At 35.2% G+C, this 16806-nt stretch carries 15 protein-coding genes; 7 read left to right on the top strand and 8 right to left on the bottom strand.

The features are described 5' to 3' along the window. Positions 1–148: 148 nt before the first annotated feature. Positions 149–526, bottom strand: a complete 378-nt coding sequence (gene mscL, locus NK356_RS16935) for a large conductance mechanosensitive channel protein MscL (protein ID WP_034695945.1) — start codon at positions 524–526, stop codon at positions 149–151. A gap of 246 nt (positions 527–772) precedes the next feature. Here mscL and NK356_RS16930 point away from each other — a divergent pair, with 246 nt between their 5' ends. After that, positions 773–2290 (top strand): NAD(P)H-hydrate dehydratase, encoded by a 1518-nt coding sequence (locus NK356_RS16930; RefSeq protein ID WP_253317530.1) that lies wholly within the window; start codon positions 773–775, stop codon positions 2288–2290. 113 nt (positions 2291–2403) lie between these two features. Here the strand turns inward: NK356_RS16930 and lgt are convergent, their stop codons facing one another. Further along, a complete protein-coding gene (gene lgt, locus NK356_RS24175) occupies positions 2404–3252 on the bottom strand; it encodes a prolipoprotein diacylglyceryl transferase (protein WP_367399312.1) in 849 nt (282 codons plus the stop codon). A gap of 450 nt (positions 3253–3702) precedes the next feature. After that, positions 3703–3954: a membrane protein insertion efficiency factor YidD gene (gene yidD, locus NK356_RS16920; RefSeq protein WP_034695943.1), complete on the bottom strand. Its 252-nt coding sequence runs from the start codon at positions 3952–3954 to the stop codon at positions 3703–3705. A 103-nt stretch (positions 3955–4057) separates the two neighbouring features. On the opposite strand from yidD, the gene NK356_RS16915 reads away from it, so the two are divergent. Then, positions 4058–5335, top strand: coding sequence for a replication-associated recombination protein A (locus tag NK356_RS16915; RefSeq protein WP_034695942.1), 1278 nt, complete (start codon positions 4058–4060; stop codon positions 5333–5335). Between the two features lie 265 nt (positions 5336–5600). Here the strand turns inward: NK356_RS16915 and NK356_RS16910 are convergent, their stop codons facing one another. The 5 genes from NK356_RS16910 to NK356_RS16890 form a co-directional block, all read right to left on the bottom strand. Continuing rightward, complete coding sequence (locus NK356_RS16910) at positions 5601–6038, bottom strand: hypothetical protein (protein ID WP_034695940.1); 438 nt, start codon at positions 6036–6038, stop codon at positions 5601–5603. Between the two features lie 116 nt (positions 6039–6154). Further along, positions 6155–8389 (bottom strand): DUF2339 domain-containing protein, encoded by a 2235-nt coding sequence (locus NK356_RS16905; RefSeq protein WP_253317529.1) that lies wholly within the window; start codon positions 8387–8389, stop codon positions 6155–6157. A gap of 114 nt (positions 8390–8503) precedes the next feature. Continuing rightward, the gene (locus NK356_RS16900) at positions 8504–9214 is read right to left on the bottom strand and encodes a hypothetical protein (protein ID WP_034695937.1); all 711 of its coding nucleotides are present in this window, start codon (positions 9212–9214) and stop codon (positions 8504–8506) included. Positions 9215–9579: 365 nt separating this feature from the next. Continuing rightward, positions 9580–10428: a prephenate dehydratase gene (gene pheA / locus NK356_RS16895; RefSeq protein WP_034695934.1), complete on the bottom strand. Its 849-nt coding sequence runs from the start codon at positions 10426–10428 to the stop codon at positions 9580–9582. 267 nt (positions 10429–10695) lie between these two features. Further along, positions 10696–11106, bottom strand: a complete 411-nt coding sequence (locus NK356_RS16890) for a thioesterase family protein (protein WP_253317528.1) — start codon at positions 11104–11106, stop codon at positions 10696–10698. Positions 11107–11242: 136 nt separating this feature from the next. On the opposite strand from NK356_RS16890, the gene dnaA reads away from it, so the two are divergent. The 5 genes from dnaA (at position 11243) to NK356_RS16865 (ending at position 16729) form a co-directional block, all read left to right on the top strand. Further along, entirely contained in the window at positions 11243–12697 is a 1455-nt protein-coding gene (gene dnaA, locus NK356_RS16885) for a chromosomal replication initiator protein DnaA (RefSeq protein ID WP_034695932.1), read from the top strand. A 100-nt stretch (positions 12698–12797) separates the two neighbouring features. Further along, positions 12798–13247, top strand: coding sequence for a low molecular weight protein-tyrosine-phosphatase (locus tag NK356_RS16880; RefSeq protein WP_034695930.1), 450 nt, complete (start codon positions 12798–12800; stop codon positions 13245–13247). A gap of 5 nt (positions 13248–13252) precedes the next feature. Continuing rightward, positions 13253–13753, top strand: a complete 501-nt coding sequence (locus tag NK356_RS16875; RefSeq protein ID WP_034695929.1) for a nuclear transport factor 2 family protein — start codon at positions 13253–13255, stop codon at positions 13751–13753. A 4-nt stretch (positions 13754–13757) separates the two neighbouring features. Then, positions 13758–14456 (top strand): SAM-dependent methyltransferase, encoded by a 699-nt coding sequence (locus tag NK356_RS16870; RefSeq protein WP_034695928.1) that lies wholly within the window; start codon positions 13758–13760, stop codon positions 14454–14456. Between the two features lie 473 nt (positions 14457–14929). Beyond that, on the top strand, positions 14930–16729 hold the full coding sequence (locus tag NK356_RS16865; RefSeq protein WP_253317527.1) for a lytic polysaccharide monooxygenase: 1800 nt from the start codon (positions 14930–14932) through the stop codon (positions 16727–16729). The last annotated feature ends 77 nt before the right edge of the window (positions 16730–16806 follow it).

Genomic DNA, 16806 nt, shown 5'->3' with positions numbered 1-16806 from the left:
TCCGGAGGAGCGACCTGTTAATTCATAGCATAAATATTAATATTTTCAATGTATTTATACTTTTTATCGGACAGTAACGGGTCGCATAAAAAAAGACTGCCCTTTTTGGACAGCCTCTCTTTTTTATTTTAAAAACTGTGGTTACAGATTAGATATTTTTGCTTTTCAATAAATCTCTGATCTCAGTCAGTAATTTCTGATCTTCTGTAGGACCTGCAGGAGCCGGAGCCTCTTTTTTGTTCACTTTGTTAGCCAGTTTAATGATCCAGAAAAGAACCATCGCAATACAAAGGAAACTGATTACCGCTGAAAGGAAGTTCCCATAGGCAACACCATTCCATGTAAGTTTTGCAATGTTTTCTGCACCGGCTGCTTTCAATGCAGGGTTTAAGATCAGAGGCGTGATGACATCTTCTACCAAAGACGAAACAATTTTACCAAAAGCTGCTCCAATGATCACACCGACAGCTAAATCGAGAACATTGCCTTTAAAAGCAAACTCTTTAAATTCTTTTACAAATCCCATAATTTATATTTTTTTTAATTAGTATATACACAAAAATATAATTTAAAAATGTAAAAAACACTACGTTTTATAGTTTTTTATTCCCAAAATATTGAATTTTATGCTGATTTCCTATTATCTGTTTTAATGAATGTTTCATCATTATATCAATACATTATTTCATTAATGATGACTTTTTATTTTTGTTAATGACGTGATATCATAATGAAAAATCTTTTGTAATTTGCTTAAAAGTTTAATTTACCTATGAAAGTTTTTACTGCAGAACAGATACGAAACTGGGATCAGTTCACGATTTCTCAAGAGCCGGTTTCCTCCATTCAATTGATGGAAAGAGCTTCAATGGCTGTAGCACATTGGATTTCGGAGCATTGTAAAAACCATAAAAAACTAGCCATATTTTGTGGTAACGGAAATAATGGAGGAGACGGATTAGCGGTTGCAAGATTACTTTACCTGAAAGGGTTTGATGTGGATGTATTTGTGAATGATTCTAAAAGGAAATTTTCAGAAGATGCTTCTGTCAACCTGAAAAGACTCCGCGATTTATCCGGAATTTCAGTAAGGAAACTTGATACTAAAGAACAATATAATTTTGATGATAAAACAATCATTATTGACACTCTTTTCGGAACAGGATTATCCAGACCGTTGGAAGGAGAATATAAAATGCTTGTTGAGCAATTGAATACCAAAAAGAACATTAAAATATCCATCGATATCCCTTCCGGATTGTCTGCGGATGGAATGTTTGATAATGATCCTGTTATTCTGAATGCTGATTATACGCTGACTTTTCAATGCTGGAAGCGAACTTTCCTTCATCCTGAAACAGGAAAATATACAGGAAAAGTAGTGTTGCTGGATATTGATTTAAGTAAAATATATGCAGATGCTACTGATTCTGATTATTATGTGATTGATGATTCGCTGGTAGCCTCTGTATTCATTCCGAGACAGGAATTTTCTCATAAAGGCAGTTATGGTAAGGCTGTTATTATAGGAGGAAACTATGGAAAAATAGGTGCAGCAGTACTCGCAACAAAATCAGCCTTAAAAACTGGAGCAGGACTGACTTTTACTCTAGCTCCGGAATGTGGATATGATATTTTGCAAACCTCATGTCCCGAAGCCATGTTCATTAAAGGAGGAGATACGTTTATACTCAATTTTGAGATTGACAATGACTTTACTTGTGGTGTAGGACCTGGATTGGGAACTCATTCAGGAACTGAGAAAAGTTTTCTGAATTTTCTGAAAGACTATTCAAAACCATTGATTCTGGATGCAGATGCACTGAATATCATTTCAAAAGATCCGGAAAACCTGAAATTAATCCCTGAAAAATCAATCATCACCCCTCATCCGAAAGAATTTGAAAGACTTTTCGGAAGTACGGAAGATTCTTTCAAAAGGCTTGAACTGGCAAAGAAAAAGGCAAAAGATCTGAATATTTATATTATTCTGAAAGATCATCATACCCAGGTTATCACTCCACAAGGGAAGGTTTTTTATAATATAACGGGTAATTCAGGATTGGCAAAGGGTGGAAGCGGAGATATTCTTACCGGAATCCTTACTTCGCTTCTGGCCCAGAAATATTCTGAAGAAGAGACTTGTATTCTTGGTGTATGGTTACATGGCAGAGCTGCCGATATAGCTTCAGAGAAACATTCAAAAGAATCTATGCTGCCTACGGATGTCATTGATGCATTTGGGACTGTTTTTGAGGAACTGAACAGGAAGGAAGAGAGGAATCTGTAATAAGGTGAATAAACAAGATAGTCAATGATTTTAAGATAATATAAAAGGCAAATCTGTATGTATACAAATTTGCCTTTTATATTTTATTGCTGAATAAAACGGTTAGTCTTCAATTATTCCGGCTTTCCGTTTTCTTCTTCTGTAATTTTAAATTTCTTAGAAACAATCATGATCACAACCCCTGCAATCATAAAAGGAATGGAAAGAACCTGACCCGTATTCAGACCACCAATCTGGATGAATTCATCTCCTTGTGGCTCTTTAAGGAATTCAACAAAGAATCTGATCGCCCAAAGAATGATGAAAAACAGACCGAATAACCATCCTTGCTGATATTTTTTATCTGTCTTTCTGTACAATATCCATAATAGAATGAACAGCAGAACATATCCTACGGCTTCAAATAACTGGCTTGGATAACGTGGTACAGTAAGGCCATACTCACTGCTTTGTTGTGGGAAAAGCAAAGCAAACGGAGAATTCGGGTCCGCTGGTTTACCAACGATTTCAGAATTGAAAAAGTTCCCCATTCTTACAAATGCTCCTCCTAAAGCAACCACAATACCCAATCTGTCATATACCCAGAATGGATTTTTTCTGATGATTTTAAATGAATAATAAAGTGTAGTGAAAATCAGGGCAATCGTAGCTCCGTGGCTCGCTAGTCCCGAAAATCCAGTAAATTTAAAACCGTTTTTTGTGCTTATCGGTAGGAATACGCTCCAGAAATCTTCTTTGAATAACTCCGGCTGATAAAAGATAACATGTCCTAATCTTGCTCCCAGAATTGTCCCGATCAGTGTCCATGTAAACAGAGGTTCAAGGTATTTCTGGTTGACATTGTCAATCTTAAAGATTCTTGTCATTAAAATATATCCGAAACCAAATGCAAATACAAACATCAAACTGTAAAAGTGAAGCGTAAATGATCCAATGTGAATACCTTTTGAAGGATCCCAGATTTTAAATGACGTTTTAAGTTCTACTTTATCAGAATCAGTGATAGGTTTTACAGATTTTACTGCATACTTGAAAGTGGTGATATTTTCTTTGGTAACACCAGTGTCAATCAGTTTAAAGTTTTTATCGAAAAACTGGTACTTTGAATCCTTGTACTTTGCTAAAGTGGAAGCGCCATAGTTGTAATAAGCGGGTTCAAAATTAGATTCATTAAGGATGACAACAAAAGACTGGTTCTTGTCTGATTCTCTGTCCGGAAAAGCCGTAAGGTCTCCCATCTCTGTAGTAGAATAGATTTTTACAGGAACATTGCTTCCATTGATATCTAAAGTTCCGTCAGATAAACCTCCAGGGTATTCCTGTGCGAAAAAAAGCTGCGTTGTGAACGCAAACAGCACAAGATAAATTCTGAAAAAGAGTGTATTCATTTTTCTATTGATTTAATAGTTTTATTATTGACATTTATGTTTGGGTGGAACAGGGTCATAGCCGCTTCCTCCCCATGGGTGACATCTTAAAATTCTTTTAAATCCCAGCCAGAAACCTTTAAAAACACCATGTACCTGAAGCGACTCAATCATATAGTGAGAGCATGTAGGTTCGTAACGGCAGTTTTTGGGAAGTAAGGGCGAGATGAACCATTGGTAAAATTTGATCAAAATTACCAGCGGAAATGTAATGATTTTATTGAATGTAAGTTTCAAAACAATGCAAAAATAGGGTAAAAAAATGAAAATTAGTTTAAATTTGTTATAAGTTTCGGAGATCAGAAATCCGGAACATTGATCTTAAAAAAATAGAATTACTTTGAATCAAAATATTCCATTAGCTGAAAAATTAAGACCTAAAACCCTGAACGATGTGTTGGGACAGGAACACCTTACCGGCGATAAAGGAACAATCAGAAAAATGATTGAAAACAATACCCTGAATTCACTGATATTGTGGGGGCCTCCTGGTACCGGTAAAACTACGCTGGCTGAAATTATCTCAGAACAGTCGGGGAGAAAGTTTTATAAGCTTTCTGCAGTGTCTTCCGGGGTGAAAGATGTACGTGATGTGATTGAAGATGCCAAGAAGCAGAATCTTTTCTCTGGAAAATCACCAATTCTTTTTATTGATGAGATTCACCGGTTCAATAAGTCGCAGCAGGATTCATTATTACATGCGGTAGAAAAAGGCTGGATTGTTTTGATTGGAGCTACTACCGAGAATCCTAGTTTTGAAGTGGTTTCGGCTTTGCTTTCAAGAAGTCAGGTCTATATTTTAAAAGCTTTGAGCTATGAAAAGCTGGAAGAATTAATTGATATTGCTTCGGAAAGATACAATAAAGATGAAGGAACGGATTTTAAAATCCTTGAAAAAGAAGCTTTTATTCAATACTCAGGTGGTGACGCCAGAAAACTGATCAATTCTGTAGAATTGGTTTTGAATCAATATAAAAATTCGGGTACAACGGAAATTATTAATTCTGATGTACTGGAAGTTCTTCAGGAGACGATGGCTTTGTATGATAAGAACGGAGAGCAACATTATGACATTATCTCAGCCTTTATCAAGTCCATGCGTGGAGGTGATCCTAATGGAGCGGTATATTGGCTGGCGAGAATGATTGCCGGGGGAGAAGATATCAAGTTTATCGCAAGGAGGATGCTTATTCTGGCTGCTGAAGATGTAGGGCTGGCAAATCCTAACGCTTTGGTGGTTGCTAATAACTGTTTTCAGGCAATCAATGTGATCGGGAATCCTGAGGCAAGAATTATATTAAGTGAAACAGCGGTGTATCTTGCAGTTTCCCCTAAAAGCAATTCTGCATATATGGCCATCAATGAAGCTCTGGCTTTGGTAAAACAGACGGGAAATCTGCCTGTGCCACTTCATTTGAGAAATGCTCCTACCAAACTGATGAAAGACCTGGATTATGGAAAAGAGTATAAGTATGCCCATTCTTATGAAGGAAACTTTGTAGAACAGGATTTTCTTCCGGAAGAAATCAGGAATGTGAAGCTGTATGAGCCGGGAAATAACTCTACGGAAAAGAAGATTTACGAAGAGCTCAAGAAAAAATGGAACAATAAATACTAAAAATAAAAAAAGGATGCTGAAAAAACGGCATCCTTTTTATATTAAATCTGTTTAAATTTAATAACCTTAAAATATAAAGGTTATCATATTTCAGCTATTATAAAGTGAAAAAGGGGTATAGATATTTTTAAACCATTAAGGAATCTGAAGAATTAAAGTATAGTTAAGATCAATCATTCTGATTTTAAGTTAAAGCGAATATATCTTAATAATCTTAACGTCTTAATACAATCTTAATGGTTCAAAAAACTTTATTATTCAAGTTTTATTCGGTAGTGTAAATAAATAATGTTTTCTTACCGTTGTAATCTTTTGTTTCTGTTCTTTTCTTGATTTCAGGATAGATCATAGTACTTGTGTCTGCAAATTCATATCCTTCAATAAATACAGGATTATCTGCCGGGATATTGTATTGTACATTGATATTGGATAATGACATTCTGTCCAATATATTTTCTCCATTTTTAAACTTATATTCAGTTACGCCTTTTGTAAAAACAGAACTGTATTTTTTTAAGCTTTGGGGAAGACTGGCTGAAGTATTGTATACCTTTGAAACCTGCAATACGTTCTTTTTGGTATTGAACAATTCTACCGTCCCAATGGCATTGTCAGCCACTGCAAACTTCACCGCAGGATTTTTTTGCTGAGCAAATAAAGTAGCAGAAGATAGGAGTAAAAAAGAATAGAGTAATTTTTTCATAATCAGAATATGTAACTGTTAAAAACGTGATAAATATAGTTATTTTTTATAAAATTTGAATAAAATCTTAAATTGTTTTAAATTTTATTTAGAAATAAAAACTTTTACCCTGATTGTCAGTCGGTGCTTTCTTCCGTTTTGTCTTTTTTGTCCACCATATTTCTGATCATATTTTTCAGTCGCTGAAAAGTGAAAGAGCTTAATAATAAAATAATTCCGAGAACAATAAAGGCACTGATTCTTGAAATGTTATCCATTTGCCATACATCATACCCGTAAAGTTTTAATACCATCAGGCCTATCAATGCAAAACCAATCTTGTTGTATTCCTGGATATTATTTTTCAAGCCTTTATAAATAAATATACTGGCAAGAATTGTCCATATAATAGGAAGATAAAGAATATTGAAATGTTCACTTGCTTTATAAGAATGAGGAAGATCATTGGAGATCATTAAAATATAAGAGTGGTGAAGTTCACAGCTTACAGAGATAATGAGAGCTAAAGATAGCATCCAGTAAGAAATCCGTTGCTTATGAAATTCTGAAGAAGGAATAATTCTATATCCTATATATATAAAAGGAATCCATTGAAGCAGGTGTAGGAAATAAAAACTTAAATGGAGTTTTTTTGTTATAATAGCTGCTACAACTGGAAATGTAGAAGCAGATGTATTAAGGATGATCAGGAATAAAAACAGATAAATCAGGATGTTTTGGATATCATTTCTGATGTTCAATGGTTTTCTGAGAAGTAATAAAGCAAAAATATAATAAATACTGAATAAAAGTCCTACGCTGGTAATGGCTGCCCATGGCATTTCTGAAATATGGTACGTAATCTCAAGAAGAAAAGTAATGTAGATAACCCCGTAGCTGACCACAGTAATAAGATCTTCAAAAAAGTTATGATCTTTTCCATTGGATTCTTTGGAGGTGTTCCTTAATAAATACAGGTTAATTATGATAGAAATGATCGTAAATAAACTGGTGATAAACGGAGCATTCAATATGATGTTGAAATCTTTTGTTCCAAGATATGCGGTCCAGGTTACAAGCTGAGCAATCATCACTAATGGAAACAGAATGTAAAAGAAGATTTTGAAAATCTTATGGCCTGTTTTTTTCCAGATAAAAAGAAGGAGAGTAGTCTCTATTGCCCAGATACTGGTGATGAGATGGGTTTTAAACTGAATAGCAATCGCAACGGTTATAAGGCTGGTAACAAGACCTGCAAATACAGAATAGGCAATTCCGAAATTTCTGCGGCTATACTCTCTGAACAGAAGAACGGCATTAATAGCAGCAAAAATAAGTGGGAAAATAATCGGGGGTTCATATTTCAGGGTATCAAAAATATAAAGCAGTCCCAGAATGCTCGAAAAATTAGCGAGAGCAAGTATTAAAATATCGGAGGTTGAAAATATATTTCTTCTGAAGTAATCATGCAGGGCGAAGATATAGAAAATCAGATAACTGATCAAATAAAAAGTAATGCTTAAAATCTCAGGGCTTTCATTGGTCCAAAAGAAAAGATATCCGGTGGTGAAAATATAAGCTGTCCATCCCACGCTTTTCCAGTGCTGCAGAAAAGAGGCTGCCAGCATTCCTGTATTTAAAAGAGTAATATAAATAAAAAGGAAAAGATAGTTGCTTTGTCCGATGCTGATCATCAGAGGAGCTGCAAAACCTCCTATCAGTGAAAAGATGATCAGTACTTCACTTTTATAATAATAGGATAAGATTATAGAAGCTGCAGTTATGAGTGCAGTTATGATAAAAGCGGTATTTTGAGTAAACAGATGGTATTCACGGAAGGCAATGGTAGCTGTGAAATATAAAACAGCAACTCCACCTCCTGTAATAATAGAAGAAAAAGCCTGGTAATTTTTTCTGAGAAAATGTCCGGTGATAATGATTCCTGCTCCGGTACAAAAACCAATTCCTGCTCTTGCTGCTTCTCCAATCCAGTTTTTATCAATAGCGTATTTTACAAAATAGCCAATTCCAAGAACAAGGGTGAAAATACCAATAACTGTGAGTGCATTTTGTTTTAAAAAATCAGAAACAGGAGTAAGCCAGTCTTTTTGGGCGGGTGTAGAAATGTTTTCACTTTCTTCACTGTGTTGTATGTTTTGATGATGAACCTGCTGAGATTGCTCTTGCTGAGGGATGAATGTCTCTTCTGTTGAGGTTTTCTTATGAATTACTTCAGTCTGAGCCGGAGGAGTATTATTGATTTTATAATTAAGATCTGAAATCTCCTTTTCCAATTTTCTGATTTTGGTATTCAGATTATTGAAAATGATCAAGATAATGATAAAGATGATGACCGCAACAAATTCATTCATTTCATTAGTTTTTTATCAAATATAAAGAAATGGTTTGATATGCTATTTAAAAAATTAACCCATCACGGTATAAGCGATGGGTTAAATGGTATAGATAACTAACAATATGTTTTACTAGTTGGATACTTTGTAAATGTAGAATGATGCAATACTGGATCCTAATAATCCTGCCGAAACAATACCGGAATCTACAATTCCAAAAGAGACTTTGTCACCTGCCTGAAATGAATACAAAGAATTAATGCTGGAATCAGAAAGTGTTAAGTTAACTGCTAATGCAAGGTTAACACCACTGAATGGACGTGTGTCTATTAGAGTTGTTACTGCGGATCTGGTTCTTGCAATTGCGATACCAGGTGCTCCTGATAGTAAAGAAGCCTGTAAACCTGTTCCATATCTGAATGCGAATCCAACAGCATAAACTCCAGTGGATGGAATATTATAAGAACCGTCAGCATTTGTAAATAAAGTAGCAGTTCCTATAGTTCTGTCGGCTTGTACAAAGCTGACAGGCTGGAAATCAGACGGTAAAACACCTAAATTCAGAAGGGTTATACCTGTTGTTTTTTTTGCAGAATATACCGAACTATTAGTTCCTGCAGCGGCTGTTAATAGAGCAGGGTCCACGGTGAAAACCTGGGTAGTTCCCTGGTTAATTGCTAAAACCTGGTATCCGGGTAATGCGGTAGCGGCGGGAGTGTCACGAACTTTCAGTGTCCCGTTAACATCTAAAGTCGCAGATGGAGTTGCTGTATTAATACCTACTTGAGAAAATAGAGGTAATGAAGCGCATGCTAACATTAAGCTGTAAAGTTTAGTTTTCATGATCAAGATTTTAATTAGTTGCTAAGCAAATATACAATAAAAATTATACTCTACATTGTGATATTTTCATTTTTAATATTATTATGATATAATATCCTTAAACATATGTTTATATTTTGATCGATATTACTACATAATTTAATTACGACTTATTATATTTGTTTTTAGTTTAACATATTGTATTTCAATTGTTTAAAAATAATAATTCTCTCCATTGTGTGGGTTATTTTTCAATTAAACAGAAGGTATTGTTATTATGGTAATTTATTGTAAAAGTTTTTTTGATTTTGTTTTTTTTATAGTGGAAATAAAAAAAAAACACTGCTTTAATGGCAGTGTTTTTTTACAGATTTATTGTTTTCTTTCTAGCTTTCCAGAAGAAATTCTTTGTAATTCCCAAGAAAATCTACATTTGCATGGATTGATTCAAGCTCTTTTAGTGCATTTTCATGTAAGACTTCTTTCCATGGGCCTTCAACATTGATAAAGAAGAAATAGTTTCCCAGTCCTGTTTTTAATGTTCTGGATTCAATCTTGCTGAGATTCATTTTTCTCCATGCAAAAACAGATAATACCTGATGTAATCCACCGGGATGATCTTCGGGAAGAGTGATCAGCATACCTGATTTTTCACCCAGTGTTTCCAGTTTATCATTTTGATATTTATTCTGCTCTTTAGAAATGATGATAAATCGGGTGTGGTTCTGTTCGAAATCCTGAATATTACGATTCACTATTTTCAAACCATATAAATTGGCTGCAAACTGATTGGCTACCGCAGCAATAGGAGTGTCCGGATTCTCAGAAACAAATTTGGCAGCGGCTGCAGTTGAGGAAAAGTCCTGTTTTGGAATTTCTTTATAATGAGTATCCAGAAAATGGAAGCTCTGTGCAAGAGCCTGCGGATGTGAATATATTCTTTCGATATTCTCAATAGAATTTTCCGGGTGAATCATCAGATGATGGGCAATAGGCATTACTGCTTCTGCTTCAATTTTAATAGACGGAGTCTTATATAAATAATCCAGCGTCATAGAGACGGTTCCTTCAATAGAGTTTTCCAAAGGTACTACTGCTTTTACTGCCTCTCCGCTTTCAACGGCATTAAAACAATCCAGAATGCTGGCTTGTGGTACTATTTCGTCTTCAGGGAAAAGCTGTGCTGTAGCAAGCTGGGTGAAACTGGCATGAGGTCCCAAAAATGCAATCTTCATAATATAGTATATAAGGGATAATTAAAATAAGGGTACAAAGGTGCGAATTAATTCATAAATAGAGAGGGTGTGGGGTTTAAAGTTTAAGGTTTCGAGTTTAATGTTTTTAGTTTCGAGTTGCGGTTTTATTTTGTGACGGGATAATTTGAGATAGATATCTTAACTCTATTAAAAATTCACCTTTATAAAACTTCCACCAATATTTCGTAGAGTATCTCCTGATTTCTGCAACCTATTACCTGTAACCTAAAACCTCCTATCTACCATTTATCCTTTCCAGTTCTTCTCAATTAGCTCCATCAGGAAATCCGGACACTTGATTACCTTGTTGGTTTTTGCGTCGAGAAAGAATAGAGTAGTGGAAGCTTCTGTTATTTTAGTATGCTCTTCATTGTAAATTTCATACTCAAATTCAATTCTTACCCCTGGAATTTTTTTAACATAAGTATGGATTTCTAATTTTTGATCATATAAAGCAGGTCGGATATATTTAATTTTATACTCTGAAACCGGCAGCCAAATTCCTTGGTTTTCAATTTCATCGTATGAAATTCCTATGCTTCTGAAGAGTTCAACTCTCGCTACTTCGAAGTACGTTGCATAGTTTCCATAGTATACATATTTCATCGGGTCTGTCTCTGCGTAACGTACTCGTATTGAGTGTGTTGTGTGTATCATTTTACGTGTTAAATTATACATACAAATATATTTTTAAATAATCAATACCTGCAATATTTTTTTTTGAAAAGAAAATATTGGACCTTTGTCTTCCTTCTAAACACAGTACAAACAAAGAATAATCGGGGCTTAAAAAATGGATGACAATTTAATGATGATATGGCAGAAATGCCTTCAGTTTATGCGCGATAACCTGAACGCTGCTGAAGACAATTCTGACCTAAAAAAACTTGAAAAATCTTTCGATATGCTATTCGATAAGGTTCAGCCGCTTTCGTTGATGGCCAATAACCTTACGTTGATCGTACCGAGCGATTTTTACAAGGAATATATAGAGGACAATTACCTGTCCTTACTTTCTGCTGCCCTGAAGAAAAATATTGGAAAAGGAGTGAAATTATGGTATTCTGTGATGGAAAACAGACCAAAAGGTGAAGAGAAACCAGTTACCATGAATATCAAGGGACAAAGTGTTCCTACTCCAAAAACACAGGAAACAATGCCACAAGGTTTTTCCGCTAATATTGTAAACCCGTTTGTAGTTCCTGGAATTAGAAAAGTAAACATAGATTCTAACCTTAAGCCTGACTATTCATTTGATAGTTATGTAGAAGGAGAAAGCAATAAATTTGCAGCTACTGTAGCCAGATCCATAGCAAAAAGACCTGGAGCAACAGCATTCAACCCTTTATTTTTATATGGAGGTTATGGAGTGGGTAAAACTCACTTAGGACAGGCTGTAGGTCTTGAAGTAAAAAATCAGTTTCCTGATAAAGTAGTTCTTTATCTGTCTTCTGAAAAGTTTATCCAGCAGTTTATCTCTGCGGCTAAAGCTCATAAGCAGACGGAATTTGCAAACTTCTATCAAATGGTAGATGTACTGATTATTGATGATATTCAGTTCCTGTCCGGAAAATCAGCTACACAGGACAGCTTCTTCCATATTTTTGATCACCTGCATCAGAATGGAAAACAGATTATCCTTACTTCAGATAAGGCACCTGCAGATATCATGGATATCCAGGACAGAATTGTTTCCCGTTTCAAATGGGGACTTTCTGCAGAAATCAAATCTCCGGATCTATCTACAAGAAGGCAGATTATTGAAGATAAACTAAGCAGAGACGGAATTGTTCTTCCGGGAGATATGCTTGATTTCCTAGCTGCTGAAGCAAAAACGAATGTAAGAGAGCTTATCGGGGTTATCAACTCTGTGATTGCTTACTCTACAGTATATAAGAGAGATCTTAGTCTTGAGTTGCTTAAGGAAACAATCAACAGAATTGCAGCGAACCAGAAGAAGGTTATCAATATTCCTTACATTCAGGAAGTGGTTTGTGATTATTTTGGAATCAAAAAAGAACAGCTGCTTTCAAAAACAAGAAAAAGAGAGATTGCATTACCAAGACAGCTTGCGATGTACTTCTCCAAAGAATTTACCAATTCTACATTTACTAAAATTGGTGAAGAAATGGGTGGAAAAGATCACTCTACAGTAATGTATGCTTGTGATACCATCAAAGACGTTTCTAAAATAGATAAAGAAATCAAGAAATACGTAAAAGACCTTACTGAAAGAATCAAACAATAATTAAGGTTGAGCTTACATAAATTAAAATGAAGGATAGTTTTATTCTTCATTTTTTATTTAGTTTTGTCGTGAGAAAAGATTCTTTTTAAATACACAGGATATGAAAATATTAATGGTTTGTCTGGGGAATATATGCAGAAGCCCCTTGGCGGAAGGGATTATGAAAGCAAAACTACCTGATCATTATACGGTGGATTCAGCCGGAACTATTTCAATGCATGAAGGCGAACATCCCGATAAAAGAGCCATTAAAACGGCTGCTCATCATCATATTGATATATCCGGACAAAGATCAAGACCTATCACCAGAAAAGACTTTGAAACCTTTGATAAAATCTACTGTATGGATATTGACGTATTGGAAGATGTAGTTTCTAAAACTAAAAATGAAGAAGAACGTCAGAAAGTATCCTTATTCCTGGAAGTATTGGGTGATCATAAAAATGCTGAGGTTCCGGATCCTTATTGGGGAGATATGAAAGATTTTGAAAAGGTTTTCCAGCTTTTGGATAAAGGATGTGATGCTATCAAAAACCAGATATCAAAATAATAATTATGAAGAAGCTGCTTTTACTGCTTTTAGTAAGCTTTAATTTTTCCTTTGCTCAAACCAAGGATGAAACTGAAATCCGCAAGGTAATGGATGATTTCATGGGATGTATCAAATCCAGAGATGAAGCCAAATATCTCTCTTTATTTCAAGAGCCGGTGCTCTGGACTGGAATTTATAAAGACAGAACACAGGCCAAACGTTTGGAGAAAAATCCTAAGGCAGATTATTACTTTGCAGATGATTATAAAGCTTTTATCAAGAGTTTTAAAGATGATAAATCTGAAGAAAAATTTGACAATATTAAGATTGTGGAAGATGGAGCAATAGCTTCTGCCAATTTCGATTACAGTTTTTGGTATGACGGTAAAATGGAAAACTGGGGAAAGGAGATCTGGACATTAATGAAGATCAATGGAACCTGGAAAATCACCTCCGTTACCTTTTCTATGGATTTGACAAAATACTTCCCACAACCTACATTAAACGAAAGAACTAAAAAATAATACAATGCTTTTTTTACTCCCTGCTTACTTATCAGAAAATACTTCTATCAATCACTTTTCACCTGTTTTGAAAGATTATATCATGCAGACGGATTATTTCTTCGTGGAAAATGAGAAAACAGCACGAAAGGTTGTGAAATTTTTTGCTCCCGAAAAAAAACAGGCTGATTTGAAGTTATTCTTATTGGATAAATACACAGAAAATGCAGATATTAAGGAAGCTCAGGAGCTAATGCTGAAAGGGCAGGACTTCGGATTACTTTCGGAAGCAGGATTGCCATGTATTGCGGATCCCGGAAATCTGATTGTGAAATGGTGCCATGAAAAAAATATCAGAGTAGTTCCTGTTTCAGGGCCTTCATCCATTATTCTTGCTTTGATTTCTAGTGGTTTTAATGGTCAGGAATTCACATTCCATGGCTATCTTCCTATCGATAAAGGAGAAAAGAAGAAACAGATCATGAATCTTGAAAGCCTTGTTCAGAAAACCGGATATTCACAGATTTTCATGGAAACTCCTTACAGAAATAACCAGCTTTTTGAAGACTTATGCAAGTTTTTATCGCCTAATACAAAGCTTTGTATTGCTGCCAATATCAATGATCCGGAACATGAATTCATCAAAACAAAAACGATAAAAGACTGGCAAAAACAAAAACCGGAACTTCATAAAATTCCCGCAGTATTTGTACTTGGGAAATAAATCTTATTCCTTTTTGAAGATAATCTTTGGATCTTTAAAATTTACTGGCTGAGAGAATGATCAATTCTCTCAGCTTTTTTTTAATAGTTTTTATAGTAATTGGATGCAAATCATATAATTGTCAGTGTTTTGTGTTTTTATTTTCCCTCAATGCTCTATTTAATGTTGATTTACATAAAAATATTTCAACAAAATGTGACTAATTATTTAATTTTTTGTATTTTTATGTTTTAACATGTTGTAATTATATGTTAATAATAATATGTTATGAATTATTATTTTATGTTTTAATTTAAATTATTGAATAATTTATTTTGTTTAATTTGATTTTTATTAAAAAATATGTAATTAGAATTATTCAGTGAATTTAAACCTGTACCTCTTGTATTTCTTTAGTTATCTGGAGTGAAATGGTTTGAAAAATTAGCTTATAGAAAATTGATCTTATAAAATCAACACCAAAATATTAAAATATGATGACACGTAAATTTTTTCTTCCGGTATTGCTGATGTTGGCGATGCTGGTACCTTCTCTAATTCATGTATCTGCACATGGATATGTAATGAGCCCTGCTTCAAGAGGCTATCAGGGAAGTCTGGATAAGGCTACACTTGGTTATTCCACAGCATTTGGAATCTATGGATCTATCATTAACGAACCCGGATCTCTGGAAGCTCCAAAAGGGTTTCCTGCATTAGGACCAGCAGACGGAAAGATTGCTTCTGCAAACGGAAGTATTGGTGGAGACACAACGTTGGATATCCAAACTGCTGACCGATGGAAGAAAACCAATATCACTACCGGAGTGAACGCCTTTATCTGGAAATATCTGGCTTACCATGCCACTGCGAAATGGCATTATTATATGACAAAACAGGGTTGGAATCCCAATCAACCGCTTTCCCGTCAGGATCTTGAACTTATAGGTACAGTTACGCATAATGGAACACCACCACAGGACAATGTTTCTCATCAGATTACAGTTCCTGCTAACCGTACGGGCTACCATATTATTTTAGCAGTTTGGGATGTTGCAGATACCACCAATGCATTCTATAATGTAATTGATGTGAACGTCACCTCCGGAACAGGAGTTTCTGCACCCGCTACTCCAACAGGATTAACACAAGTAGGAGTTACAAGCTCTTCTGCTAAAATAAGCTGGAATGCACAATCAGATGCAGTGTCCTATAACGTTTTCCGAAACGGACAAAATATTCAGCAGGTAAGTACAGCTACATTTCAGGATAACGGATTAACTGCTAATACAATTTATACCTATGAAATACAGGCGAAAGGCTCTTTGGGACTTACTTCTGGAAAAAGTGCGTCACTTAATGTAAAAACGAATAGTGAAGGCACTCTCGAAAAACCTACACCACCATCAAACCTCCATTCAATGGAAGTTACTGAAAATTCTGTTTCATTGATGTGGATGGCTTCTACTCACTCACAAGGCATCAAAAATTACCAGATCTTTGAAAATGGAATCAAGGTAGGAGAGACTGTGCAAACAAGCTTTTTACGAACAGGATTGGCACAAGACACAGAATATCGTTATACCGTAAAATCAATTGCCATGAATGATCAGCTATCTGATGCCAGCAATGAATTAAAAGTCAGAACGAAGAAGACTACGCCAGGCAATGGTCAATATTGTGGCGCAGAGCAATATAATGCTGCTAATGCATATCCTACAGCAGGAGTGAAAGTTTTCTACTCTTGTAAAATCTGGAAAAACAAATGGTATGCGAATCCGGGAGAACTACCGGGAACTAATATGGTATGGGAAGAAGTAAGCACATGTACCGAAGGTCCAGGTTGTGAATCCGGCGGTCCGGTTACGTATTGTGGAGCGCAGGAATATAATCCGGCAAAAACCTATCCAACAGCAGGAACAAAGGTTTTCCACGCCTGCAAAATCTGGGAAAACAAATGGTATGCAAATCCGGGAGAAGCACCGGGAAGTAATGCTGTCTGGAAAATGGTAAGCGACTGTAATGAAGTGCAAAGCTGTAAAACATCAGCTCTTGCTAACAAAGAGAATGATCTTTCAATTATTGTATCTGAACATATGATCAATTTTGCACCAGAAACTTATTATGGTAAAATAAACAGAGTAGATATCATCACCCCTCAAGGACTTCAGATCATAACTTTCATGAATCCGGGACAAAATAGCATGAATATCAGCCGACTTCAGTCTGGAATCTATTTTGTAAAAATTCAGTATAAAGATGGAAGCAGTATTACTAAAACCATCAGAAAGTAATTTTTCAAAAATATTTAACAGCTGTTAACAAGACTATTGCATTGTTATTGATTTTAAACAAGTACTGGAAACAGGAT

The sequence above is a fragment of the Chryseobacterium sp. S0630 genome, from assembly GCF_024158915.1.
Taxonomy (GTDB): domain Bacteria; phylum Bacteroidota; class Bacteroidia; order Flavobacteriales; family Weeksellaceae; genus Chryseobacterium.
Note: the sequence above shows the minus strand (reverse complement) of the source record. Positions and strands in the feature narration are given on the sequence as shown.